Annotated in this window: 23 protein-coding genes and 1 tRNA gene; 12 read left to right on the top strand and 12 right to left on the bottom strand. The window is 64.8% G+C overall.

Annotation, left to right across the window (positions count from 1 at the left end):
* Positions 1-70 precede the first annotated feature (70 nt).
* From NJT13_RS07300 to NJT13_RS07285, 4 genes are all read right to left on the bottom strand, one after another.
* Complete coding sequence (locus tag NJT13_RS07300) at positions 71-1402, bottom strand: cation:proton antiporter (RefSeq protein ID WP_254524908.1); 1332 nt, start codon at positions 1400-1402, stop codon at positions 71-73.
* Between the two features lie 35 nt (positions 1403-1437).
* On the bottom strand, positions 1438-1935 hold the full coding sequence (locus NJT13_RS07295; RefSeq protein ID WP_254524907.1) for a cation:proton antiporter regulatory subunit: 498 nt from the start codon (positions 1933-1935) through the stop codon (positions 1438-1440).
* A gap of 158 nt (positions 1936-2093) precedes the next feature.
* Positions 2094-2462: a methylglyoxal synthase gene (locus NJT13_RS07290; RefSeq protein ID WP_254524906.1), complete on the bottom strand. Its 369-nt coding sequence runs from the start codon at positions 2460-2462 to the stop codon at positions 2094-2096.
* 148 nt (positions 2463-2610) lie between these two features.
* A complete protein-coding gene (locus NJT13_RS07285) occupies positions 2611-3318 on the bottom strand; it encodes an SDR family NAD(P)-dependent oxidoreductase (protein ID WP_254524905.1) in 708 nt (235 codons plus the stop codon).
* 412 nt (positions 3319-3730) lie between these two features.
* Between NJT13_RS07285 and NJT13_RS07280 the strand changes: the two genes are divergently transcribed.
* Positions 3731-4822, top strand: a complete 1092-nt coding sequence (locus NJT13_RS07280) for an AI-2E family transporter (protein ID WP_254524904.1) — start codon at positions 3731-3733, stop codon at positions 4820-4822.
* Positions 4823-4892: 70 nt separating this feature from the next.
* On the opposite strand, the gene NJT13_RS07275 is transcribed toward NJT13_RS07280, so the two are convergent.
* A complete protein-coding gene (locus NJT13_RS07275; protein WP_254524903.1) occupies positions 4893-5915 on the bottom strand; it encodes an NAD(P)/FAD-dependent oxidoreductase in 1023 nt (340 codons plus the stop codon).
* A gap of 285 nt (positions 5916-6200) precedes the next feature.
* Here NJT13_RS07275 and NJT13_RS07270 point away from each other — a divergent pair, with 285 nt between their 5' ends.
* Complete coding sequence (locus tag NJT13_RS07270) at positions 6201-6632, top strand: VOC family protein (RefSeq protein WP_254524902.1); 432 nt, start codon at positions 6201-6203, stop codon at positions 6630-6632.
* Between the two features lie 145 nt (positions 6633-6777).
* On the opposite strand, the gene NJT13_RS07265 is transcribed toward NJT13_RS07270, so the two are convergent.
* A complete protein-coding gene (locus tag NJT13_RS07265; RefSeq protein WP_254524901.1) occupies positions 6778-7047 on the bottom strand; it encodes a hypothetical protein in 270 nt (89 codons plus the stop codon).
* A 208-nt stretch (positions 7048-7255) separates the two neighbouring features.
* On the opposite strand from NJT13_RS07265, the gene pyrF reads away from it, so the two are divergent.
* Positions 7256-8059, top strand: a complete 804-nt coding sequence (gene pyrF / locus NJT13_RS07260; RefSeq protein ID WP_254524900.1) for an orotidine-5'-phosphate decarboxylase — start codon at positions 7256-7258, stop codon at positions 8057-8059.
* Between the two features lie 131 nt (positions 8060-8190).
* Here the strand turns inward: pyrF and NJT13_RS07255 are convergent, their stop codons facing one another.
* Positions 8191-8478, bottom strand: a complete 288-nt coding sequence (locus NJT13_RS07255) for a hypothetical protein (RefSeq protein WP_254525495.1) — start codon at positions 8476-8478, stop codon at positions 8191-8193.
* A gap of 150 nt (positions 8479-8628) precedes the next feature.
* On the opposite strand from NJT13_RS07255, the gene NJT13_RS07250 reads away from it, so the two are divergent.
* From NJT13_RS07250 to NJT13_RS07230, 5 genes are all read left to right on the top strand, one after another.
* A complete protein-coding gene (locus NJT13_RS07250; protein ID WP_254524899.1) occupies positions 8629-10230 on the top strand; it encodes a GTPBP1 family GTP-binding protein in 1602 nt (533 codons plus the stop codon).
* A gap of 276 nt (positions 10231-10506) precedes the next feature.
* On the top strand, positions 10507-10911 hold the full coding sequence (locus tag NJT13_RS07245; RefSeq protein ID WP_254524898.1) for a carboxymuconolactone decarboxylase family protein: 405 nt from the start codon (positions 10507-10509) through the stop codon (positions 10909-10911).
* Positions 10912-11139: 228 nt separating this feature from the next.
* Positions 11140-11925 (top strand): pyrroline-5-carboxylate reductase, encoded by a 786-nt coding sequence (gene proC / locus NJT13_RS07240; protein ID WP_256549419.1) that lies wholly within the window; start codon positions 11140-11142, stop codon positions 11923-11925.
* Positions 11918-12751 (top strand): glutamate 5-kinase, encoded by an 834-nt coding sequence (proB, locus tag NJT13_RS07235; RefSeq protein WP_254524897.1) that lies wholly within the window; start codon positions 11918-11920, stop codon positions 12749-12751. The genes proC and proB overlap by 8 nt, the downstream gene beginning before the upstream one ends.
* Positions 12744-14081 (top strand): glutamate-5-semialdehyde dehydrogenase, encoded by a 1338-nt coding sequence (locus NJT13_RS07230; RefSeq protein ID WP_254524896.1) that lies wholly within the window; start codon positions 12744-12746, stop codon positions 14079-14081. Before proB ends, NJT13_RS07230 begins: the two co-directional genes overlap by 8 nt.
* A gap of 34 nt (positions 14082-14115) precedes the next feature.
* Here NJT13_RS07230 and mch read toward each other — a convergent pair whose 3' ends face one another.
* From mch to NJT13_RS07215, 3 genes are all read right to left on the bottom strand, one after another.
* Positions 14116-15048 carry a methenyltetrahydromethanopterin cyclohydrolase gene (gene mch / locus NJT13_RS07225; protein WP_254524895.1) on the bottom strand — a complete coding sequence of 311 codons (933 nt, stop codon included), beginning with the start codon at positions 15046-15048 and terminating at the stop codon, positions 14116-14118.
* 200 nt (positions 15049-15248) lie between these two features.
* Positions 15249-15563: an MTH1187 family thiamine-binding protein gene (locus NJT13_RS07220; RefSeq protein WP_254524894.1), complete on the bottom strand. Its 315-nt coding sequence runs from the start codon at positions 15561-15563 to the stop codon at positions 15249-15251.
* Positions 15564-15762: 199 nt separating this feature from the next.
* A complete protein-coding gene (locus tag NJT13_RS07215; protein WP_254524893.1) occupies positions 15763-16116 on the bottom strand; it encodes a HalOD1 output domain-containing protein in 354 nt (117 codons plus the stop codon).
* Between the two features lie 579 nt (positions 16117-16695).
* Between NJT13_RS07215 and NJT13_RS07210 the strand changes: the two genes are divergently transcribed.
* The 3 genes from NJT13_RS07210 to NJT13_RS07200 all read left to right on the top strand — a co-directional run bounded on the left by NJT13_RS07210 (position 16696) and on the right by NJT13_RS07200 (position 18452).
* On the top strand, positions 16696-17097 hold the full coding sequence (locus NJT13_RS07210) for a DUF4112 domain-containing protein (RefSeq protein ID WP_254524892.1): 402 nt from the start codon (positions 16696-16698) through the stop codon (positions 17095-17097).
* 170 nt (positions 17098-17267) lie between these two features.
* Positions 17268-17546 carry an amphi-Trp domain-containing protein gene (locus tag NJT13_RS07205; protein WP_254524891.1) on the top strand — a complete coding sequence of 93 codons (279 nt, stop codon included), beginning with the start codon at positions 17268-17270 and terminating at the stop codon, positions 17544-17546.
* A gap of 21 nt (positions 17547-17567) precedes the next feature.
* The gene (locus NJT13_RS07200) at positions 17568-18452 is read left to right on the top strand and encodes a universal stress protein (RefSeq protein WP_254524890.1); all 885 of its coding nucleotides are present in this window, start codon (positions 17568-17570) and stop codon (positions 18450-18452) included.
* Positions 18453-18634: 182 nt separating this feature from the next.
* Here NJT13_RS07200 and NJT13_RS07195 read toward each other — a convergent pair whose 3' ends face one another.
* Positions 18635-19951 carry a carboxylate--amine ligase gene (locus tag NJT13_RS07195; RefSeq protein WP_254524889.1) on the bottom strand — a complete coding sequence of 439 codons (1317 nt, stop codon included), beginning with the start codon at positions 19949-19951 and terminating at the stop codon, positions 18635-18637.
* A gap of 432 nt (positions 19952-20383) precedes the next feature.
* Positions 20384-20454 (bottom strand) — tRNA-Gly (locus NJT13_RS07190).
* Positions 20455-20836: 382 nt separating this feature from the next.
* On the opposite strand from NJT13_RS07190, the gene NJT13_RS07185 reads away from it, so the two are divergent.
* Positions 20837-21712 (top strand): RNA methyltransferase, encoded by an 876-nt coding sequence (locus NJT13_RS07185; protein WP_254524888.1) that lies wholly within the window; start codon positions 20837-20839, stop codon positions 21710-21712.
* Positions 21713-21716 lie beyond the last annotated feature (4 nt).

Here is a 21716-nt window from a genome sequence, read left to right as displayed (position 1 = left end):
CGGTACCGATGTACCGGTGCAACCGCGACCGACCTGCGGTTGCACCGGCAATGACGTACAGTAGTCCGTATCAATCGTCGGACGCCCGGGGCGAATCCCCGAATCGCCCTTCGAGCAGCGGAACGGCGACGGGTTCGATTCGGCTCGAGTGCTGCATGAGCGACGTCCCGAGAACGCTCATGACGAGGACGTAGCCGACCGAGAAGGCGTAGATCTGATCGGCAACGGGCGTCTCGAGACCGGTTCCGGCACCCGACAACGCGAGACTCGCGATAATCAGCGAGAATTCCCCGCGAGTGGTCATTCCGAGCCCGACGCGGATCGAACGGCGAGTGTCGAGATCGTAAATTCGCCCGCCGAGGTAGCCGCTAACGGCCTTCGCCGGCGTCGTTACGATCGCGGCCGCGAGGATGGTCCCGAGAACCGACAGCGAGAACAGCGCCGGGTCCGTGACGAGCCCGATCCAGAAGAAGAAGATCGCGGCGAACGCATCTCTGAGCGGCTCGAGCAACCGCTCGAGGTCGTGGACGTGATCGGTCGACGAGAAGGCCATGCCGACGAAGAACGCGGCGACGGCCTCGCTGACGCCCAGCGCGAGCGCGATGCCGGCGACGAGGATCGTGACCCCGAGGGATCGAACGACGACGAACTCGGTGGTGGCCCCCGCGAGAACGCGCTGGAAGAACCCGCTTCCGACGGTAACGAGCCCGAGCAACGCGACGATGAAGCCGACCGCGATCGCGACCTCGCCAGCGGCCGCGCCGAGGTCGTCGCCGCCGAGAACGAGCGCGGAAACGATCGCGAGGTAGACCGCGATGAACAGGTCTTCGTAGACGAGCGTCCCTAACAGCGGCTCGGCCTCGTCGTTCGCGATCCAGCCGAGATCGATCAGCGACTTGGTGATGATCGCACTCGAGGAGATGTAGACGATTCCGGCGACCAGAACGGCGGCCAGCAGGCCCCCGAAGACGAGATAGCCGACCAGGAGTCCGATCCCGAAGTTGACGACGAGATCGACGGTGCCCGCCTTCCCGATCCGATTCTTGCTCGCGAGGAGCCGGTCGAGATTGAACTCGAGGCCGAGAAAGAACAGCAACAGGACGATCCCGATCTCAGCGCCGACGACGACGAAGTCGGTGTCCGTAAGCGCGAGTCCGCCGAGCGCCGTCAGGACGTCGGTGCCGCCGACCGTGATTTCGGGAACGACGATCGACGCGCCGCCGACGGTGACGTCGCTGCCGGCGAGCGCGGGTAGTTCGCCGAGGACGTTCGAGCCGAGAAGCATCCCGACGACGATGTAAAACGGGATCACCGACTGATCGATTCGATCGGCGAGGAATCCGGCGAGCGCGACCGCCGCAAAGAGGAGACCGACGTCGACGAGGGCGGTTTCAGTTGCCACTAGCCCTCACCCCGTGCGTAGTGCATCCGTTCAGATCACTCTCCCTCGTATCCGTCACCGAGCAACTCCTCGAACTCGGCGCAGTCCTCGCGGTCGCCGATCACGACCAGCGTGTCGCCGACTTCGATGACGGTCTCCGGAGTCGGCGGCGAGATCAGTTCGTCATCGCGCTGAATGGCGACGATGGAGACGCCGGTTCGCTCGCGGATGTTCGATTCTGCGAGTCTCTGGCCCGCGAAATCGGATTCGTCCGTCACGCCGTACCACTCGAGGTACGTCTCGTCGCCGAGCATGGTTTCGACCTGTTCGGTCTGCACCGGCTGGAAGTACGCGCCCTCGAGGATCGTGCCGACCGTTCGGGCGAGTCGATCCGACAGGTCGAACAACTTGTCGCCGTCGGCGTCCGCGTCCGGCTTCAGGAACACCTCCCGTTTCCCGGTGTTGTGGGTCACGATGACGAGGCGTTCGCCGTCCTCGAGTTCGACCTCGAACTTCTTTCCGACGCCGGGGAGGTCGCTCTCGTAAATGGTCATACGTCAGAAAGGGAAGCGCGCGCTATTAAACGGCTGGTCCCTTCGACCGGTGTGTGCCGGTCCGCCGGTCGTCGCTCGCGTTCACAGGTTGTCGAGGCGGATGCCACGGGGCGTGACCCCGAGGCGGTTGACGAGCGGGGCAGTTCGGCCGAACCGGTTCACTCGGCGAACCCCTCGATGAGGAACGTCGCGGAGGCGAGATTCGTCGCGAGCGCCGTATCGTGGACGTCACAGATCCGAAGGAGCGCGGAGATATCGGGCTCGTGGGGCTGGGCCCGGAGCGGATCACGGAGGAAGACGATTCCGTCGAGGGTTCCCGCCGCAACCTCCGCGCCAATCATCAGATCCCCGCCGAGCGGGCCCGACTCCTTGCGTTCGACCTCGAGGTCCGTTCCCTCGAGCAGTCGTTTTCCGGTGGTTCCGGTTGCGACCAGTTCGTATTCCCGCAGTTGCGATTGGTGCGTCCGTGCGAATTCGATGAGGTCCGGCTTCTTCTCGTCGTGGGCGATCAACGCGATACGAGTCATAATTGGCCACTGTCCCTCGAGAAAAATAAGTCCTCGTCCGACCGAACTGTCCGGTTCCGGACGGCGGTCGCCTCCGATCGGTGGTTCGGGTGCGTGCCGTTCGTCGGTGGGAACCCGAGGGCCACACGGCACGCGGCTCGCGAAACGGTCAGAACGCTTCGACGTGGGGCCGGACGTCCGCCTCGAGCGTCCACGCGGATCGGTCCTGCGTGACGAGATGCCAGTACGTGTCGGCGATGGCGTCCGGATCGAGGTACTCCTCGCTGTCGCGGTCTGGGTGAGCCTCGCGAACCGACGGCGTCTCGATCTGGCCGTCGATGACGACGTGGGCGACGTGAATCCCGTCCGGCCCGAGTTCCCTGGCCATGGATTCGGCCATCCCTCGGACGGCAAACTTGGCCCCGGTAAAGCCCAGCGCGCCGCCGCGGCCGCGAACCGACGACGTCGCACCGGTGAAGATGATCGTCCCGCCGTCGCCGTCGTCCGCGAGCATGTCGTCGACGGCCGCTCGCGAGCACAGGAGCGCACCGTAGGCGGAGACGCGCCACGCGCGTTCGAACTCGTCGGGCGTAATGTCCCGAAGGCCAGACCACGCGCCACCGCTCGCGTTGTTGACGAGGACATCGACGGGACCGAACGCGTCTCGAACCTCGCGGAATCCCGCCGCTACCTGCTCGGGATCGGTGACGTCCGTCGGAACCGCGAGCGCGTCCTCGCCCAGTTCGGTCGCCAGTTCCTCGAGGTAGTCGGCCGAGCGGGCGAACAGTCCGACGCGACAGCCTTCCGCGACGAATCTTCGCGCGATCGACGCACCGAGTCCGGGACCGACGCCGGCGATGACGGCCGTTCGTGTCATACCGTCCGGACGGGGGCGAGTAACTAAACCGTGTTCGTGAGCCGCCGGGTCGGGGCCCGCGTTCGTCGGTTTCGGTGACGAGCATCCCGTTAATCGGTCTGCTGGTCGGAAGTCGGTCGCCGGTGCTCTCACGCCGGCCGCTGGCAGGTCCACCCCGCAGGCCTCGAGTCCGTCCCCACGGACCGTCGTCGGGATCGACGTCGGACACCGATCGTCCGACACGTACGAGGTCGCGCTCCGGACGAGCGTGGCGGCCCGACACACGTAACTCCAGGCTCCAAGCGGACTGGCGGGCCGCGACCACGCTCGAGGTTGCGACGTCCCTCGCCGACGCCGATTTCGTCGTCACTGTCGACCGGCGCATTAGTTCTCAAGACGGGCACTTTTCCCCCTCAGACCCATCGAAGTGAGTATGGGCGATTTCCGTGGGCGCGACGGTGTGCGCCTCGTCTGGATCGCACTCGGGGTTCTCATTACGGCGCTGATCGCACTTGCGCTCTTCAGGTACGTGGGAACGCTCCTCTTTGCGATCTTCGTCTACTACGCGACGCGGCCGCTGTACCGCTGGCTCGATCAGTACATCGAGTATCCGAACGTGACGGCGACGGCCACGATTCTGTTCGCCGTTCTTCCCATGGTCGCCGTCGTCGCGTACGCCGGCTTCGTCGCCCTCCAGGAACTCAATCAGTTCCTCGCCGCGAGCGACCTCCACGCGTATCGGTCGTTCTTCCAGCCCTACCTGCGACTGGCCCGCCAAGGAAATGTGGGTCGATTGATCGAATCGCTGCGATCCAGCTCCGGCGGCTCGGTCGCGACGGTCGTCCGTCAGGGCCTCCCGAGCACCCTCCAGCAGGTGACCGCTGCCGCCGGCTTCGTCTTCTCGGTCCTCGCTCGATTCTTCCTCATGCTCACGATGCTCTTTTATCTCCTGCGAGACGACCACAAGCTCCGTCGGTGGTTCGACGACAGTATCGACGACCGACAGGGGATCGTCGAGTACGCGACCGCCGTCGACGACGACCTCGAGACCGTCTTCGTTAGCAACCTCGCGGTTATTCTGGTCGCAGCCACCGTCGCGGCCGTCACGTACTACGGCCTCAACGTGCTGGCCTCGAGCGGCCCCGTCGTCGGAACGCCGGTGTTGCTCTCGCTGCTCATCGGCATCGGGACGCTCATACCGGCCGTCGGGATGAAGATCGTGTACGTCCCCTACGGGCTGATTCTGTTCGGACTCGCGGTGGCGACGCCGACGCCGTTCTGGCATCCGATCGCGTTTCTCGTCCTCACGTTCGTGGTCGTCGATACGATTCCCGACTTCTTCGCGCGATCGTTCCTGTCCGCGCGCAGCGGCGTCCACATGGGGCTGGTCCTCCTCGGCTATTTCCTCGGCACCCTCGCGTTCGGCTGGTACGGACTGTTCCTCGGGCCGATCGTCGTCGTCCTCGCGGTCCACTTCGCCCACGACGTCTTTCCCGACCTCGCGAGCGATCTGCTCGACGGCTGATCGCCGGATCGCCCGGCACGTCCCACGACACGTCGATCGGTGCGGCTCGCACGGCTCGTCTCGGGTCCGCCTAGTCGTAGGTGTGAAAGGAGACGGCCTGCTCGAGCAATTCGTCCGGAATCCCGGGCACTTCCTCGTCGCGGACGGCCGCGGTCGTCTCGGTCTCCTCGAGTTCGCGCGGGAACTCCCGCAGGGACCAGTGGATCGAGATACCGGCTTTCGCGCCCTCGCCGAGCGCGACCGGGACCTGGTTGTGCCCCGGCGTGAGATCGCCGACCGCGTAGACGTTCTCGACGCTCGTCCGCCCGTGGTCGTCGACGGCGACCGTCCCGTCGTCGTTTACGTCACAGCCCAGGTCGGCGGCCAGCCCGTTGTTGTACTCGGAGCCGTACATCGCGAACCCGCCGCGGTACTCGCGAACGCTCCCGTCGGCGAACTCCAGGGCCTCGAGCCAGCCGTCCTCGCCGTTTCGGACGCCCGCGACGTCCTGGCGGATCACGTCGATCGGGTGGCCCTCGAGCATCGCCGCGGTGTCGTCGCTCCACGTCGGCTCGTCGCCGCGCGTCAGCAGATCCACCTCGTCGGTGAAGTTCAGCATGATCGCCGCGACGGTGGCCGCGCTGTCGCCGTGGCCCATCACGTAGACCGGTTGGTCGACGAACATGTACGCGTCACAGTGGAGGCAGTAGTGGAGTCCGCGTCCGGTTCGCGGGAGCGGCGGCTGGGGGCGAACGTCGTCGAAGCCCGTCGCGAGGACGACCGACTCCGCGACGTAGTCCGCGTCGCTGGCACAAACGCGGTACCGTCCGTCGTCCGTCTTCGAAACGGACGAGACGAAATCGCGGACGACGTCACAGCCGTAGGACTCGAGTTGCTCGCGGCCAGTCTCGAGGAACTCGGCACCGCTCGTCTCCTCCGTGACGCCGAGGAGGTTGTGGACGTCCTGCATCATCGCCGCGCGGCCGCCGCCGCGTTCGACGACGGCCGTCGCGTGCCCGAGTCGCGTGGTGTACAGTCCGGCCGTCTGTCCGGCCGGGCCGCCCCCGATCACGACGACCTCGTACTCCTGTCGAACGGTCTCGTCGTCGGTCATGGCACCGTTCGTACACCACGCAGGTCAAAAAGCGCCGGTGCGCGCAGACGACGGCCACTGCCCCAGATCGTCGCCCGTTTCCCGCCCGTTCCGCCTCGAGACCGTGGCCGTTTCGCCTCGCGATCTTCGCCATCGCTCGTGGTGGAACCTCCGGACAGCGATCGAACGCGGACGGGATCGGGGCCGCTGGCCGCTGCCCGCTTACCGCTGGCCGCCAGATTGGTCGTCGGGCGAAGCGGGACGCGGACGAACGTTTTTCGTCCGTGCGGCCTCGATGCCCAGTGGATGAAAGCGCTCAGCGCACACCACGTCGGGCTTACCGTCGCCGATCTCGAGGCAACGCTCGCGTTCTATCGGGACGTCCTCGACCTTTCGATCGCCGATCGATTCAGCGTCGGCGGCGAGGCCTTCGCCGACGCCGTCGGCGTTGAGGGGGCACGCGCCGACTTCGCTCACCTCGAGGCGGACGGCATTCGGATCGAACTCGTCGAGTACGACCCCGCAGCGCGAGCCGCTCCGGCGACGGGACTGAACCAGCCCGGAGCGGCACACGTCGGCCTCTCCGTCGAGGACCTCGACGCGTTCTACGCGTCTCTGCCCGAGGACGTACCGACGATCAGCGACCCCCGAACGACCGAGAGCGGCACCCGAATCCTGTTCCTTCGCGACCCCGAGGGGAACCTGATCGAGGTACTCGAGACCGATAGTAGTCGTTGAAACGATTTACTCACCGCTCGCAGTAAAGCGGCCAGCGAAGACTCGCTGGCCGCGACTTCGCGAGCGGGGTGTGCACTGACTTTCAACGACCACTATACGAGCGCCGCACGACCGCCGGGCCGACCGGACGACGGCTCCCGGCGAGCTAGCGGCGCTGACAGGCCAACGTCGACCGAACCTGTTCGACTTCCTGATCGCACTCCGAACAGGTGTGTTTGTCGACGGCGATGTACACGACGCTGCATCGGGAGCACTGAAAGAGATTTCCGAGCGAATCCGTGACTCTGTCCGAGACGGTGTCCGGCGTCGGACGATCGTCGCTGGGTTCCTCGTCTCCGCTCGCTCCCAGCAGCGTCAATCGAACCCGTTCTCGAAGGCGCGTCGAGAACGACGTCTCGGTCTCTCGAATTCTCATGTCCATACTATCCACTATCCGAACGAAGTAAGTGACGTCTAAAATATTTGGAACGGTTAGTGAGCACAAGTCTCACGGTCGGCGTCCACCGTCGGCGTCGTCCCGACCGTCCCGGTCGCTCGAGACGACACGCGGTCGCGATGAGCGCTCGGCGACCGCCGTCCACCAGTATAGCAACCTTTTCGACGGTTGCGGGGCCACGTCCGGCATGAACTTCTTCGACCGCTTGCACGACCGCATTCGGACGGTCGACAGCGTCGTCTCCGTCGGCCTCGATCCCGATCCGTCCCGAATCCCCGACCACCTCCGGGAGTACGACCTGCCGCGGTGGGCGTTCAACCGGCGCATCATCGACGCAACGCACGAACACGCGGCCGTCTTCAAGCCGAACGCAGCCTTCTACGAGGATCCCGACGGGTGGCGCGCCCTCGAGGAAACGATCGCCTACGCTCACGGCAAGGACGTGCCCGTCTTGCTCGACGCCAAGCGCGCCGACATCGGGAACACGACCCGGCAGTACGCACGGATGCTCGAGACCGTCGACGCGATCACCGTCAATCCCTACATGGGGCGAGACTCCCTGCAACCGTTCCTGGCGGACGAGGAAGCCGGCGTCTTCGTACTCTGTCGGACCTCGAACCCGGGCGGGGCCGACATTCAGGACCTCGAACTCGAGACCGGCGAACCGGTCTACGAGCGGGTCGCGGCCCTGGCGGATCTCTGGAACGAAAACGACAACGTCGGGCTCGTGGTCGGCGCGACCCAGCCCGCCGAACTCGAGGAACTGCGCGAACAGGTCCCCGACATTCCCTTCCTCGTCCCCGGCATCGGGGCGCAGGGTGGCGACGCCGAGGCGGCCGTCGAGTTCGGTCTGGCCGACGGGGTCGGGCTGATCAACTCCTCGCGCGGGATCATCTTCGCTGGGGAGGAAGACGGCGAGGAGTTCGCGAAGGCCAGCGGCCAGGCCGCAAAGCGGCTCAAAAAACGGCTCAACCGATACCGGGGGAAGTAGCGGTCCGTCCCGTCGTCGGTGCGGTTCGTCCGGCGGGACCTCCCTTCTCTCGATCCGTCCGCCGACCGATCGGACGACTCGGTGACCGAGCCATCGGTGGCCGTCACGGCGCTGGGGCGATGGTGAGCCGCCTAGAATCGATTGACGTCCACGTCCTCGGGCCGCCCCGGCCTGGCCTGTGCGGCGCAGTCGGCACACAGCCCCAACTCGTTATCGTAGTGGAGATCGCACACGAACGTCCCGCAGTTGGGACACTGGTGCTGAGCGGGGCGCGACTCGCAGATTTGACAGAGGCCGCTGACGCTCATGACCGGCAATACGACCTCGAGGGGCTTGAAAGCGAGCCCGGCACGTTCGGTTCCCGACCCGACCGCACCGTGCCGACGACGCGTTTCGTCGTCTTCTATCGATTGCAACATCTCGGATCGCGATAGAGCGCGCGGCGTCTCTCCGTCAGCGCGCGACCCGACTCACCGACGAGACCGTTTCGTCCGACTCTACAGCCACACCGTGACATACAGTGTCAATGTACGGGAAGGCTTTTGCCATGTGACCAACTAACAGGGGATATGAGCCGTGACCGGGCTCTCCTCGAGCGAGCCCTGGACCGTGGCGAACAGGACGGTGGCAACGTCGAGTTCAAGGAACGACTGTCACGAGACGTCCACCTCGAGGGTGGACGGCGGGAGAGCCTCGCTGCGCAACTCCGACATCGACTCCTTTCCGGCGACGGCGAAGCGACGTACGTGGTCGGCGTCACGGACGACGGCGGTCTCGCCGGCATCGATCCTGACACGTTCTCGGAGACGATGGACGTCCTCTCCCTCCTCGCGGAGGAGGCCGATGCGCACATCGAAGACGTCCAGACCTGGGGGATAAACGAGGGACTCGTCGGCGTCGCTCAGATCCGCGAAGGCGGCGTCCTCGAGACGGACGACGAACACGTCGTCGTGGGAACGGCGGGCCACGTCGACCACGGCAAGAGCACGCTCGTCGGCTCGCTGGTGACCGGCAAGCCCGACGACGGGGACGGCGCGACTCGCGCGTTCCTCGACGTCCAGCCCCACGAGGTCGAACGCGGCCTCTCCGCCGATCTGTCCTACGCGGTCTACGGCTTCGACGACGAGGGGCCGGTCCGAGTCAGGAACCCGAACCGCAAGGCCGACCGTGCCGACGTCGTCCAGGAGGCCGATCGGCTCGTCTCGTTCGTCGACACCGTCGGCCACGAGCCGTGGCTTCGAACGACGATCCGCGGTCTCGTCGGCCAGAAACTCGACTACGGCCTGTTGGTCGTCGCGGCGGACGACGGCCCGACGCGGACGACTCGAGAACACCTCGGGGTCCTGCTCGCGACCGACCTCCCGACCATCGTCGCCATCACGAAGGCGGATACCGTCGATCGAGAGCGCATCGAGGAGGTCGAACGCGAAGTCGAACGGCTCCTCCGGGAGGTCGACAAATCGCCGCTCCGGGTCTCCCGTCACGGCACCGATGCCGCCGTCGAGGAGATAAGCGAACGAGTCGTTCCGATCGTCGAAACCAGCGCCATCACGATGGACGGTCTCGAAACGCTGGACGAACTGTTCGACCGGCTCCCGAAGACGTCCAGCGACACCGGCGAGTTTCGGATGTACGTCGACCGCAGCTATTCGGTCACGGGCGTCGGCGCTGTCGCCTCGGGGACGGTGATGGCTGGCGAGGTCGAAGCCGGCGACGAACTCCTGATCGGTCCGATGAACGACGGCCGCTTCCAGGAGGTCGAGGTCCGTTCGATCGAGATGCACTACCACCGGGTCGACAAGGCCCAGGCGGGCCGGATCGTCGGCATCGCGCTGAAGGGGATCAAGGAGAGCGCGATCGAACGCGGCATGGTCTTGCTTCCCCGCGACGCCAATCCCGATCCTGTCCGGGAGTTCGAGGCCGAAGTCATGGTTCTCAACCATCCCACCCGGATCGGTGACGGCTACGAACCCGTCGTCCACCTCGAGACGATCGGCGAGGCCGCTGCCTTCTATCCCGAAGACGGACGGCTCCTCCCCGGTGATACGGGCGAGACCACGGTCAGGTTCAAATTCCGCCCGTACCTCGTCGAAGAAGGCCAGAAATTCGTCTTCCGCGAGGGTCGGAGCAAAGGCGTCGGCACCGTGACCGACGTTCACCCCGTCGACTGATCCGTTCGGCCGGATCGCCTCGTCCGGAGCGGCTTTCCGCACGCGGAGTAATTGTTCCCCGTGACCGGCGACGGGCCGTCCGTCCGTGCGATGGGGTTCGTGGTGAAACCGACGTCCCTGTGATTGGGACGAATGGTGTCAAATCCAGTGTACGCGGTATCAAATACTAGTGTGTCACGTTCATTTCTCGGGGAATCGTACTCACGATCGGGTTTCCACCGTCGACTCCGGCAACTCCGCGCCTGTCGACGAATACGAAATCCAGAGGGGAGAGGAATGGTATCCAACGAGACGGAGACGGAGATAGAAACGTACCTCGGCCGAGTCCCGAGCTGGATCGACGCGCTCCCGGAGTCGAGCGCGGACCACTGCTGGGAGATCGTTCGGGATCTCGAGCTCGAGGAAACGGACCTCGCACGACGAGAGAAGGCGCTCGTCGCCCTCAGTGCGGCAGCGGCAATCCAGTGTCCGTACTGTACGCACTTCCACAAGGAGGAAGCGAAACTCGAGGGCGTGACGGACGCCGAACTGGAGGAGGCGATCGCCGTCGCGGGCAACGTCCGGCACTTCTCGACGATCCTCCACGGGGCGGAGGTGGATCACGAAGAGTTCGTGTCCGAGACGGCACACATCGTCGAACACGTCCGCGAACAGCAGGCGGCGGCCCACGGCGACGACTGATACGGTCTGCTGTAACGATGTACCGGTGCAACCGCAGGACGGTCGCGGTTGCACCGGCAGTGACGTACAGTAGTCCGTATGACTGGCCGCCGTTCGGTCGACCAATTATTTTCGCTCTCGCAGTAGCCGGTCCGCGGACACTGGCCGTGACTGGATCGATCGCTCGAGTCTGACGGCCGATCGAAACCAAAGTTGGTATGTCCGGTTCGGCTCATCGGCTAGAACAAGATGGTACAGACGAGCGTTATCGGTTGCGGAAACATGGGGAGCGCCCTGATAAAGGGCCTCTGGCGGGGCGGGAATCACACGGTGACCGCGTGTGACCTCGATCCCGATGCACTCGAGTCGGTCGCCGACTACTGCGAGCGAACCACGTCGGACGTCTCGGAGGCGGCCGACGCCGACGTGGTCGTCGTCGCCGTGAAGCCGGATATCGTCGGCGCGGTCCTCGAGGATCTCGAGCTCTCTCCGGAGCAGACGCTTCTCTCTATCGCTGCCGGTGTCTCGACCGACTACGTCGAAACGCGAACCGACGCGAACGTGGTCCGTCTCATGCCGAACCTCGCGGCCGAGACGGGGGACATGGCCGCGGCCGTTGCCGGGGAGAACGTCACCGACGAGGTACGGGCGCTGCTCGACGACGTCGGCGAGTACGCCGAGATCGACGAGGCGCAGATGGACATCGCGACGGCCGTCAACGGCAGCGGCCCCGCGTTCGTCTTCTATCTCATCCAGGCGATGACCGAGGCGGGCGTCGACGGCGGGCTCGAGGCGGACGACGCTGAGACGCTGGCCGCACAGACGTTCAAAGGGGCGGCCGAAACCGTCCTCCGGTCGGACGAGGACGTAGACGATCTGATCGACGCCGTCTGTTCGCCGAACGGGACGACCATCGAGGGAATGGAAGTCCTCTGGAACAGTGACGTTCGGGCGGACGTCACCGCGGCGGTGACGGCGGCCGAAGAGCGCTCCGCGGAACTCGCGGCCGAGTTCGGCAGTGAGGACGATGTCTAAGGGACTCGAGGACGCGACCGTCGCGAAGGCGCGACGGGTGGCGGCCGACGCGGAGCGGGTCGTCGTCAAGGCCGGGACGAACTCCCTGACGGACTCGGCGTCGAACCTCGACGACGAGAAGCTCGACAAGCTGGTCGACGATATCGAAGCCCTCCTGACTCGGAACAAGGAGGTCATCCTCGTTTCGTCGGGCGCGATCGGGGCCGGCACGGGTCGGATCGCGGCGTCGACGGGGACCGTCGAGGAGTCACAGGCCCTGTCGACCGTCGGTCAGAGCCACCTCATGCACCGCTACACCGAAAGCTTCGGGCGGTACGATCGGAAGGTCGCTCAGCTTCTGTTGACCCAGCACGATCTCGAGAACCCCGAGCGCTTTACGAATTTCCGGAACACCGTCGAGACGCTGCTGGACTGGGGCGTCGTCCCGATAATCAACGAGAACGACGCGGTCGCGACCGAGGAGATTCGGATCGGCGACAACGACATGCTCTCGGCCGCGGCGACGATGGGCGTCGACGCCGACCTGCTGGTCACGCTGACCGACGTCGGCGGCGTCTACACCGGGAACCCGAAGGAGGACGCGGACGCGGAGCGCATCGAGGCGGTCGGGACCAACTACGATACGGTCCAGGAAATCGTCACCGAGAGCACGTCCGACGGGTTCGGCGGCATCCAGACGAAAGTCGAGGGCGCACGCGACGTCAGCGAACACGGCATTCCGGCCGTCATCGCGAAGTCGACCGAAGCCGACGTCCTGGAGAAGATCGCTACTGCCAAACCGGTGGGCACCATATTCGTCCCCATAAACGGTGTGAGCGATGACTGAGACTGACATCGAACGAGACGTCGAGGAGGCACAGAACGCGGCCCTGGAGCTCGCGAAACTGTCCGACGAGGCCCGGAGCGGTGCGCTACACGAGATCGCCGACGCGATCGAAGCGCGACCCGACGAGATCCTGGACGCCAACGAGACGGACGTCGCCGAGGGCGAACGGATGCTCGAAGACGGTGAGTACACGCAGGCGCTGGTCGACAGGCTGAAGCTCTCCGAGTCGAAGATCGAGAGCATCGCCGAGATGGTCCGCAGCGTCGCGGAACAGACCGATCCGCTCGGGAAGACGCTCTCGGCGCGGAAACTCGACGAGGACCTCGAACTCTACAAGGTCGCCGCCCCGATCGGCGTCGTCGGGACGGTCTTCGAGTCCCGACCCGATGCGCTGGTTCAGATCGCCGCACTCGGCCTCAAATCCGGGAACGCGGTGATCCTGAAAGGCGGCAGCGAGGCGCTTCACTCCAATCGGACCCTGTTCGAGATCATCACGGACGCCGCGGCCGACGCCGGGATTCCGGACGGCTGGGCACAGCACATCGAAGCCCGCGAGGACGTCGACGCGCTGCTCGAGATGGACGAGTCGATCGATCTCCTCATGCCGCGGGGAAGCTCCGAGTTCGTCGCCTACATCCAGGACAACACGAGCATTCCCGTCCTCGGACACACGGAAGGGATCTGTCACGTCTACGTCGACGACGAGGCCGATCTCTCGATGGCCGAGGAGATCGCCTACGACGCCAAGGTCCAGTACCCCGCGGTTTGCAACGCCGTCGAGACGCTGCTCGTCCACGAGGCGGTCGCCGACGAGTTCCTGCCGGCGATCGCGGACCGGTACGAGACCGCCGGCGTCGAGATGCGCGGCGACGGGGCCTCCCGCGAAATCGTCGACGTGAAGGCGGCGACCGACGCCGACTGGGACACCGAGTACGGCGATCTGATCGTCTCGATCAGGGTCGTCGACTCGCTCGAGACGGCGATCGATCACGTCACCACCCACGGCTCGAAGCACACCGACTCGATCGTGACCGAGGACGCCGAGCGCGCGAGCACCTTCATGCGGAGCCTCGACTCGGCCAGCGTCTTCCACAACGCCTCGACCCGATTCGCCGACGGCTACCGATTCGGGCTCGGCGCCGAGGTCGGCATCAGCACGGGCAAAATCCACGCCCGCGGTCCCGTCGGTCTCGAGGGGCTGACGACCTACAAGTACCACCTCGAAGGCGACGGCCACCTCGTCGCCACCTACGCGGGCGACGACGCGAAACCGTTCACACACCAGGCGTTCGACGGCGAGTGGACGCCCGGTCACCTCTCGGACGACTAGCGCCCGCTCTTCTCGTTTCTCCGCCGTCTCCGCTCTACAGCCCGAACGAGTCGACGAGCACGTCCTCGTCGGTTTCGCCGTAGACGTGCGTCGGCCCGCCGATCACGTCGATCGTCACCGTCGCGGGTGCGAAGAGATCCGACGGCACGTCCTCGAACTCCCACTCGAGGTCATCGAAGACGTCACCGAACGGGCGGCCGTGATCCTCGGCGGCCGTCGACGGCACCGAATCGAAGACGTCGGCGTCTTCCCGGACGGTGAGATGCGCTCGACCGCCGTAGGCGACCGCGTCGGTCGTTCGCGCGATGGCGGTTCGCTCGTCGCCCGCGACGGGCGCGACCGGTGCGCGTCCGGTCGCCGAGACGATGTCGATCGGGTCGTATCCCAGTTCGGCGAGCCGGAACGTCGCGAGCTCGGCCGCTCGAGCGGCGTTCGTGATGCTGCCGACGATGCTCGCGGTCCGATACGCGAGCAGGAAGACGCTGCTCGATTCGACCTCGGCGAGGTCGGCGACCTGCTGGGCCGCGGCTTCGGTCGGTTCCTCGTCCGTCTCGACCGCCAGCGCGGTCAGGTCGAACGCGTCGGTGTATCCAACGCGACGGAATTCCTCTTCTTCGGCCACGAGCGCCCTGGCCGGGCCGCTTCCGAGCCCTTCGAAATCGTCCGTCGTCAGTTCCCAGCCGGCCTTCTGCGAACACAGCAGCGAGAGCGCCGGTTGATCCGTCGATAGCTCGACGACGGGAATCGTCGCGTCACCGAGTTCGCTCAGTTCGTAGCTCGGCGTCGCCATTCCGGCCGTCTGAATCTCGGTGAGCAACAGCCCGGCCTCGATCCCGCCCTCGAACTCGAGTCCGAAGTCCAGCACCGTCGATTCGTTCTCGAGGTCGTATCCCCCGATGTTCAGCTCCTCGGCGTAATCGAGGGCTTCGTCGACCAGCTCGATCGCCATCCGATTGAGACTTTCCATGCGACTGGATTCAGTCTCCGTGGTAAAACCGTTTGTCCGTTCGCGACCGACCGCCGTCGACGGGTCCGCACCGACACTCGGGGGTCGACACTCCCCGACGGATCCGGCGCGTTCGCCACTTTCCCCGGGCCGCTCCACCGCGGCCGTCGCGACGAGACGCGCTCGTGCCGAGAAACTCGAGGCGGCGGAATCCAGCGCGGTCACTCCTCGGTGCTTCGAGCCGGTCGACCGAGTTCCGCTTCGACGGCCGACACCTTCTCCGATGCTCGGCCGGTTCGGGCCCGTTTGTCGTCGATCTTCAGGACGGTGCTCACCCGGTCGCCGTCGACGGCGTCGTGGGCGGCCTGTGCGGCCGCGAAGAGTTCGTCCGTCGTTTCGGCTTCGATTACCGTCCCCATCGGGTTCGTCTCGTACCGGACGTCGTACTCCTCGAGCGCGTCGACCGCCTTCGCGACTTCACTCGCCATGCTCGTCTCGATCACCGGTGCGACGCTCAGTAGTGCGACTACCGTCATGTTCGGTTCGTTCGCCGCGTACGACCCTAAACCCGTACGGTCGACGACTCCGTGCGGTCGACGACTCCGTGCGGCCGACGACGGTTCGCGCGTCGAACGGCAAGCTTTCGACGGGCCCGCTCCGCTCGGCCGCGACGCTCAGCGCGTCGCCGGGCGCGTTCCGAAAAACGATCAGGGTGACGGGGCCGGGGCGCCGAATTCAGTTCGACGGTGTCGGCCGCGGCGTCTCCGCCGGCGGGTAAATGATGACGTCTCCGTTCGCGTAGACGTACACTTCGTGTTCCAGTGCGGTGAACGCGATGTGGCCACCAGTCCGCTCGGTGCCGTCCGCTTTGGAGCTGAAGATCCGGTCCAAGGCGTCCGGATCGACGCTGTCGTACAGGGAGAATTCTCCCTGTGAGACGTCCGTGTCGGCGATTGATGCGAGCGCGTGGACGATGGTCGTGGTGATCGTCGCGGTGCTGTCGCTGTCGTGGTGGAAGACGTAGCGGTCGTTGGGCTGGTCGTACTGGAGGTCGGCCGTACCGTCTGCGGGTGATAGTTCCGTCTGCATTGCTAGATCTGATCGTTCAATCGTGTATTAGACTGTAGTTACTCATAGTATAAAAGCCACTCGTCGCTAATAATAGTCCCGATCTGTGAAAGTAAAGGGATCGTGAATAGCGTCCGTTAAACGACGGCTTCAGTGACGATTTAGTGTGAACTGTCGGTACCGAGTCGACGATGCGTCAGTACCCGGGCGGAAATATCGGCTTTTCCACCGGAAATACGTGGTTGCCGTCCGCTTCCGCTCTGTCGTTTTCTTCGGGGGCCGCCAACGCCGCCCCACGCGACGACCGCCAGCCGTGTGTCAGTGGTGTTCTTCGTGTCTCGTTGTTCGCGTTTCATTGTTCGCGTCTGTTGGTTTCGCTCGCACTGGCGAGAGACCGCGTTCCACGGTGGTTCGTCTCCGGCAGCGACACCACGTCACCGAGCGACGGTATCACGGCCGATCGGCCGACGGATCGCAACCGGCAGACCGACGGACGACAGTCGCGCTCGATTCGGACCGGTACCAGTTCCCGCACCTCTGGCCCATATCGCTTGCAACGGCCGCCGTCGCGTTTATCCTCGTCCGCTTCGAACAACGGTCATGGAAACTGACGCGACGGACGGAGTCCGATCGACCCTCGAGAAGTTCGATGGGGACCTCCCCGAATCCATCGACAGGGCAGCGCTCGACCGAATGCAGACGGTTGCTCACGCTCTCGACAAGGGGATCCGAGTCCCGGGAACGGAGTTTCGATTCGGGCTGGACCCGATCGCCGGGATCCTCCCGGGTGCCGGCGACTCCGCGGCCGCGGTCGTCTCGCTGTATATCGTCGCCGAATCCGCCCGGATGGGCGTCTCTCGGTCGACGCTGCTCCGCATGCTCGCGGTCGTCGCCGTCGACGCCGTCGGCGGGTCCGTCCCGGTTCTCGGTGTCATCTTCGACGCGTTCTGGAAGGCCAACACGCGGAACCTCAGCCTGGCGCTGCAGGATCTCTCGGAATAAGACGGCCTCTCCCCCGGTCACGACTCGGATCGGCTCGACGCCCGGCCGTGGAACGGGACCGATCGACCGACGAACCGCCGACTCCCCCGCTACCTGTCTTTCGAACCGGTAGTCAACTCGGTTGAGGAGTGTCCTCCACGTTTATACCCGCTTTCGGTGTGCCGATTCGTATGGGAGAACTCGAAACGGAGGCGCGACGGTCGCGATCGGAAATCGCCGACTATTTCCGCGAACTGGCCGACCAACTCGAGGGCGACGGCGACGTGACGCTCGAACTCGAGGGGCAGACGGTGCGACTGGATCCGACGGAACCGGTTACGTTCAAACTCGAGGGAGAATCGGACTGGTCCGACGGGGACACGGAGGCGAAACAGAGCATCGAATTCGAGCTCGTCTGGTGGCGGGCGGCTGAGACCGCCGAGGAAGGGGCACTCGACGTTCGGGAGTGATCCGGGTTCGAGAGCGACACCATGTTCACCAGCATCCTCTTTCCCACCGATGGTAGCCAGGGGGCGTCGGTCGCGTTCGACCACGTCCTCGATATCGCGGCCGCCCACGAGTCGACGGTTCACATCCTCAACGTAGCAAACACGAGGAAAGACGCCGTTCTTCGGATGGGTGGTGAGGTTCTCGACGTCCTCGAGCGGGAGGGCGAACGGCACGTTCGCGACGACGCCGACTGTGCACGGGAACGCGGGATCGACGTCGTCACGGCGGTTTACGACGGGGACCCGTACAGCTCGATCATCGAGTACGCGGAGTCGAACGACGTCGATCTCGTCGCGATGCCGACCCACGGACGGACTGGCCTCGAGCGTTTCATGCTCGGGAGCACGACGGAACGCGTCGTCAGGACATCACCCGTCCCGGTGCTGACGATACGACCGGACAGCGACGGCGAAACGCCGACGTATCCGTATCGTACCGTTCTGGTCCCGACCGACGGGAGCGATTGTGCGACGGCGGCGCTCGCGATCGGAACCGACGTCGCGAACGCCGAGGGCGCGGCGCTGCACCTCCTCTCCGTTATCGATACGAGGACTCTCGGCGTCGACGTCAGGACCGACATTCAGATCTCGTTGCTGGAGGAAAGCGCGAACGAAATTCTCGAGGACGCCTCCGACTACGCGACGGATGCTGGCGTCGAGTCGGTCGCTGAGACAGTCGAATACGGAACTTCGATTCACCAGACGGTCCGCTCGTTCGTCGAGGACAACGACGTCGACCTCGTCGTCGTCGGCACGCACGGTCGGACGGGTTTCGACCGGTATCTCCTCGGAAGCGTCACCGAACACCTCGTTCGGACGTCACTGATTCCGGTGCTGACGGTTCGGGACGAGTCAATCACGGAGTAACGCCCGTTCCGGTGCGTTGCTTGCGGTGACGGGTCCGAGCCGGGCGGCGGGCAGCCGCGAGCGGCGCGTAATTTCTCACCGCGCGCTCGATCCCCCTCGCTGACGGCCTCGCTCGCCGGAGCCGTTCGATCGGTCCGTTGGAAGGGGTCCCGGGCCGTCCTCGGTCGACATCTCTCCTGGAATCAGCGCCGATCGGGATTGTGGATCGCCCCTGCCGAGGCGTCGGTCGGCGGCTTCGACGCGGCACTGGACGCGTCGGACGAGTCGGTGGCCCGTTCCCCGGACGGTGAACTGGACGCATCAGGAGCGGTTCCGAACAGTTCGTATCCCGTGTTGAGGACGTCGCGGACGAAGGGGCCGGGATCGGTTACGCTGAGATAGTCGAAGTGCGGTTGGCGACGGATCGACGATGCGACGTCCCATACCGTGCCCGGCAGCGATGGCGGTTCGACCAACGGATTCTCTTCTCGCAGAATACTGAGAATGTGTAACAGTTCGCCGCGCAAGAGGTGTGTCGCGACGCCCGGTTCGTAGTCCGATTCGGCTCGGACGGGTAAATCGCACGCGAGACACCAGTAGTAGTACGCGAAATCGACCCCGGCCTGAAGGGGACACTCCAACGACACCCAGAACCGCGGATTGATCTCGAGGAGCGTGAACTCGCCCGTCGCTTCGTTTCTCACGAACTGAACCGAGACGGGGCCGTGCCAGTCGAGCGCCTCGAGCAACCGTCGTCCCGCCGTCTCGAGGTCCGGAATCGACGTGGTTTGTCGTGCCACGCTCGTGTTTCCGGCGTAGGAGTACCCTCGAAGCTGGTGTTTCTGGCAGGTCGCGACGACGTCACCCCGGTCGTAGAGCGCCCAAAGCGCGTATTCGGGACCCGGTACGTACTCCTGGACGATCGGAACGTGTCCCATCTCCGAGACCAGTTCTTCGCGGTCCGGTCTGTGGCCGGGTTGGAGAAACGACACCGAACCAGGGTGAACGACTTCGGTCGACGACATGGAGGCGACGTACTCGTCCGTGAGGATCGCGTACCGGGGTTTCGCGATCTGTTCGTGACCCCAGTCGTCGACCTCGTCGAACGTGCTCGTCTCCGGTACCGCCACTCCCGCTTCGCTGGCGGCGTTCATCAGCTCCACCCTGTCGTACACCGTCCGGAGCGACTCGACGGTCGGCCAGAGCGGCGTGATGTGCGTCGCAAACTCCGACCTGTACTTCGCGAGCGCCCAGACGTCCTCCTCTCGAAGCGGGGTAATCGTCTGAACGGACGGCCGTTTCGCGAGTCCGAGAAGCGCGTCTTTGTACCCGAGGAAATCCGTCTCGGGATCCGGAACGACGAGCGTCTCGTCGCAGTGTCTCGAGTGAAATTCGGGGGCGGCTTCGGTTTCGGAGACGGCGATCGTTCGTATGCCCCGTGATCCGAGCGACCGGATGCACGCGGCGGAACTCGGAGCCACAGCTGGGACGACGACGCTTTTCCGATCCCTCGGTTTCATACTCGGGCAGAGATTATATTGGGCAATAAATGCTCGGATATATATCCAGATGTTAATCTAATACCCTGTTTTAGACTGCAAAAGTCCACTATACTATGGAATTGTTGCTGGTGTTTTTCTATCGATTAGACTAGTACCCCGGGTGGAGAAATGCGCTGGCTGGGATTTGACCCACGCCCAGACGAACACCTCGCTTCGCTCGGCGCTGCGACTGGTCTGATTCGAATCCAGAGCGATTTCCGCCGTCCGGTCTCCTCGCTTTACTCGTCGACCGTGGACGGCGGAAAATGCGCTGGCTGGGATTTGAACCGCTCCCGGGAACCTGCTCGCTTCACTCGTAGAACCCCGGTATGTTTCAAATCAAAACCATTTCCTCGAACACGATATACTCGCGTTGCTCCGCGACGCTCGTGATCGTTGTGTTCGGAGAAATGCGCTGGCTGGGATTTGAACCCAGGTTGTGACCATGGCAAGGTCACGTGATACCACTACACTACCAGCGCCCTGCTGCACTCATACCTACTCCGGGAAGGATGTATAAGAGTTGCGAATCAACCCCGCCTCGGCACGCTAGCGCACGGCGGTTCCGGAGACATTCGACCGACGACTCGAGTACGAACGCGGCGCTACACTTCGACCGTCTTCGCTGATCGCAGTCGGCGGGTTCTCCCGGCGGTCACGAGTCGGTGGTGACGGTTCGCCGACCGAATTCGGCACACGCCAGTATCAGATACCCGATGGGTATCCGAACGCGAGTGTGTGTCTGTTCGGCACGAATTCGCGAGTGTGAGGCGTTCACAGCCGGGATCGAATCCGCTATTCTTTTAAGAGCCTCTCCGTAATAGATCGCTACAGTCTAGTGACGCGGCGCCGAAGCGTTTCGGCATGACCGTCAGCGTACTCGTGCCGTCGTCGCTCACCCGAGAAGCCGAGGACAAACGCGAGGCGACTCGCAAACTCGGATACGTCGCCCGCGCGGCGACGATCTTTCGGGCCGATCGCCTGCTCGTCTATCCCGACCGGGACGGCGAGACGGGGCGATTCGACGGCGGGTTCGTAAACACCGTCTTACGGTACGCCGCAACGCCGCCATACCTCCGCAACGAGGTCTGGGGGATGCGGGACGAGCTGGAGTACGCGGGCGTCTTGCCGCCGCTCCGCGCGGTGACACAGACCGGCTCCGAATCGAACGGTTCGGGGTCGTTAAGACAAGGGATCGTGACCGAGGTCGGACCTGAAGGGCGCGTCCGGGTCAATTGCGGCTTGCAACACCCGATCTCCCTCAACGTACCGCCGAAAATGGCGGTCGACGAGGGGGAGCGCGTGACCGTCAGGATCTCTTCGCGACGACCGGTCCGGGCGAAGCTCGAGGCTATCCCCCTTCCGGGGCTCACAATCGAGCAGACGGACCTACGGGCAGCACTCGGCCGTGAGGACGCCGGCGTCCGCATCGCGGCCTCCCGATTCGGTGAAGAACTCACCGTCGGGCGGCTCGAGACGCTGGCCGGTCGCATCGAGGGCGACGGGATGACCGTCGCGTTCGGTGCGCCCGAGAGAGGGCTGCCGGATATCCTCGGAATCGAGGCATCCGCCGTCGGCGCTGCACAGGACGCAGCCGACGACGGGGATGACGGAGTCGAACCCACAGCCGATCCGGGGTTCGACCTCTGGCTGAACACGGTTCCGGATCAGGGAAGCGAGGTCGTGCGGACGGAGGAGGCTCTGTTCGCGACCCTCGCTCCCCTCTCACTGAGAGAGTGATAGA

This window comes from Natrinema caseinilyticum (assembly GCF_024227435.1).
Lineage (GTDB): Archaea > Halobacteriota > Halobacteria > Halobacteriales > Natrialbaceae > Natrinema > Natrinema caseinilyticum.
The sequence above is the reverse complement of the archived record's forward strand: the minus strand, read 5'-3'. Positions and strand labels throughout refer to the sequence as shown.

Excerpts from the sequence above, each read along its gene's own strand:
- NJT13_RS07295 (WP_254524907.1), bottom strand. The coding sequence starts at position 1,935 with ATGACCATTTACGAGAGCGACCTCCCCGGCGTCGGAAAGAAGTTCGAG.
- NJT13_RS07290 (WP_254524906.1), bottom strand. The coding sequence starts at position 2,462 with ATGACTCGTATCGCGTTGATCGCCCACGACGAGAAGAAGCCGGACCTC.
- NJT13_RS07285 (WP_254524905.1), bottom strand. The coding sequence starts at position 3,318 with ATGACACGAACGGCCGTCATCGCCGGCGTCGGTCCCGGACTCGGTGCG.
- NJT13_RS07280 (WP_254524904.1), top strand. The coding sequence starts at position 3,731 with ATGGGCGATTTCCGTGGGCGCGACGGTGTGCGCCTCGTCTGGATCGCA.
- NJT13_RS07275 (WP_254524903.1), bottom strand. The coding sequence starts at position 5,915 with ATGACCGACGACGAGACCGTTCGACAGGAGTACGAGGTCGTCGTGATC.
- NJT13_RS07270 (WP_254524902.1), top strand. The coding sequence starts at position 6,201 with ATGAAAGCGCTCAGCGCACACCACGTCGGGCTTACCGTCGCCGATCTC.
- NJT13_RS07265 (WP_254524901.1), bottom strand. The coding sequence starts at position 7,047 with ATGAGAATTCGAGAGACCGAGACGTCGTTCTCGACGCGCCTTCGAGAA.
- pyrF (WP_254524900.1), top strand. The coding sequence starts at position 7,256 with ATGAACTTCTTCGACCGCTTGCACGACCGCATTCGGACGGTCGACAGC.
- NJT13_RS07255 (WP_254525495.1), bottom strand. The coding sequence starts at position 8,478 with ATGTTGCAATCGATAGAAGACGACGAAACGCGTCGTCGGCACGGTGCG.
- NJT13_RS07250 (WP_254524899.1), top strand. The coding sequence starts at position 8,629 with ATGAGCCGTGACCGGGCTCTCCTCGAGCGAGCCCTGGACCGTGGCGAA.
- NJT13_RS07245 (WP_254524898.1), top strand. The coding sequence starts at position 10,507 with ATGGTATCCAACGAGACGGAGACGGAGATAGAAACGTACCTCGGCCGA.
- proC (WP_256549419.1), top strand. The coding sequence starts at position 11,140 with ATGGTACAGACGAGCGTTATCGGTTGCGGAAACATGGGGAGCGCCCTG.
- proB (WP_254524897.1), top strand. The coding sequence starts at position 11,918 with ATGTCTAAGGGACTCGAGGACGCGACCGTCGCGAAGGCGCGACGGGTG.
- NJT13_RS07230 (WP_254524896.1), top strand. The coding sequence starts at position 12,744 with ATGACTGAGACTGACATCGAACGAGACGTCGAGGAGGCACAGAACGCG.
- mch (WP_254524895.1), bottom strand. The coding sequence starts at position 15,048 with ATGGAAAGTCTCAATCGGATGGCGATCGAGCTGGTCGACGAAGCCCTC.
- NJT13_RS07220 (WP_254524894.1), bottom strand. The coding sequence starts at position 15,563 with ATGACGGTAGTCGCACTACTGAGCGTCGCACCGGTGATCGAGACGAGC.
- NJT13_RS07215 (WP_254524893.1), bottom strand. The coding sequence starts at position 16,116 with ATGCAGACGGAACTATCACCCGCAGACGGTACGGCCGACCTCCAGTAC.
- NJT13_RS07210 (WP_254524892.1), top strand. The coding sequence starts at position 16,696 with ATGGAAACTGACGCGACGGACGGAGTCCGATCGACCCTCGAGAAGTTC.
- NJT13_RS07205 (WP_254524891.1), top strand. The coding sequence starts at position 17,268 with ATGGGAGAACTCGAAACGGAGGCGCGACGGTCGCGATCGGAAATCGCC.
- NJT13_RS07200 (WP_254524890.1), top strand. The coding sequence starts at position 17,568 with ATGTTCACCAGCATCCTCTTTCCCACCGATGGTAGCCAGGGGGCGTCG.
- NJT13_RS07195 (WP_254524889.1), bottom strand. The coding sequence starts at position 19,951 with ATGAAACCGAGGGATCGGAAAAGCGTCGTCGTCCCAGCTGTGGCTCCG.
- NJT13_RS07185 (WP_254524888.1), top strand. The coding sequence starts at position 20,837 with ATGACCGTCAGCGTACTCGTGCCGTCGTCGCTCACCCGAGAAGCCGAG.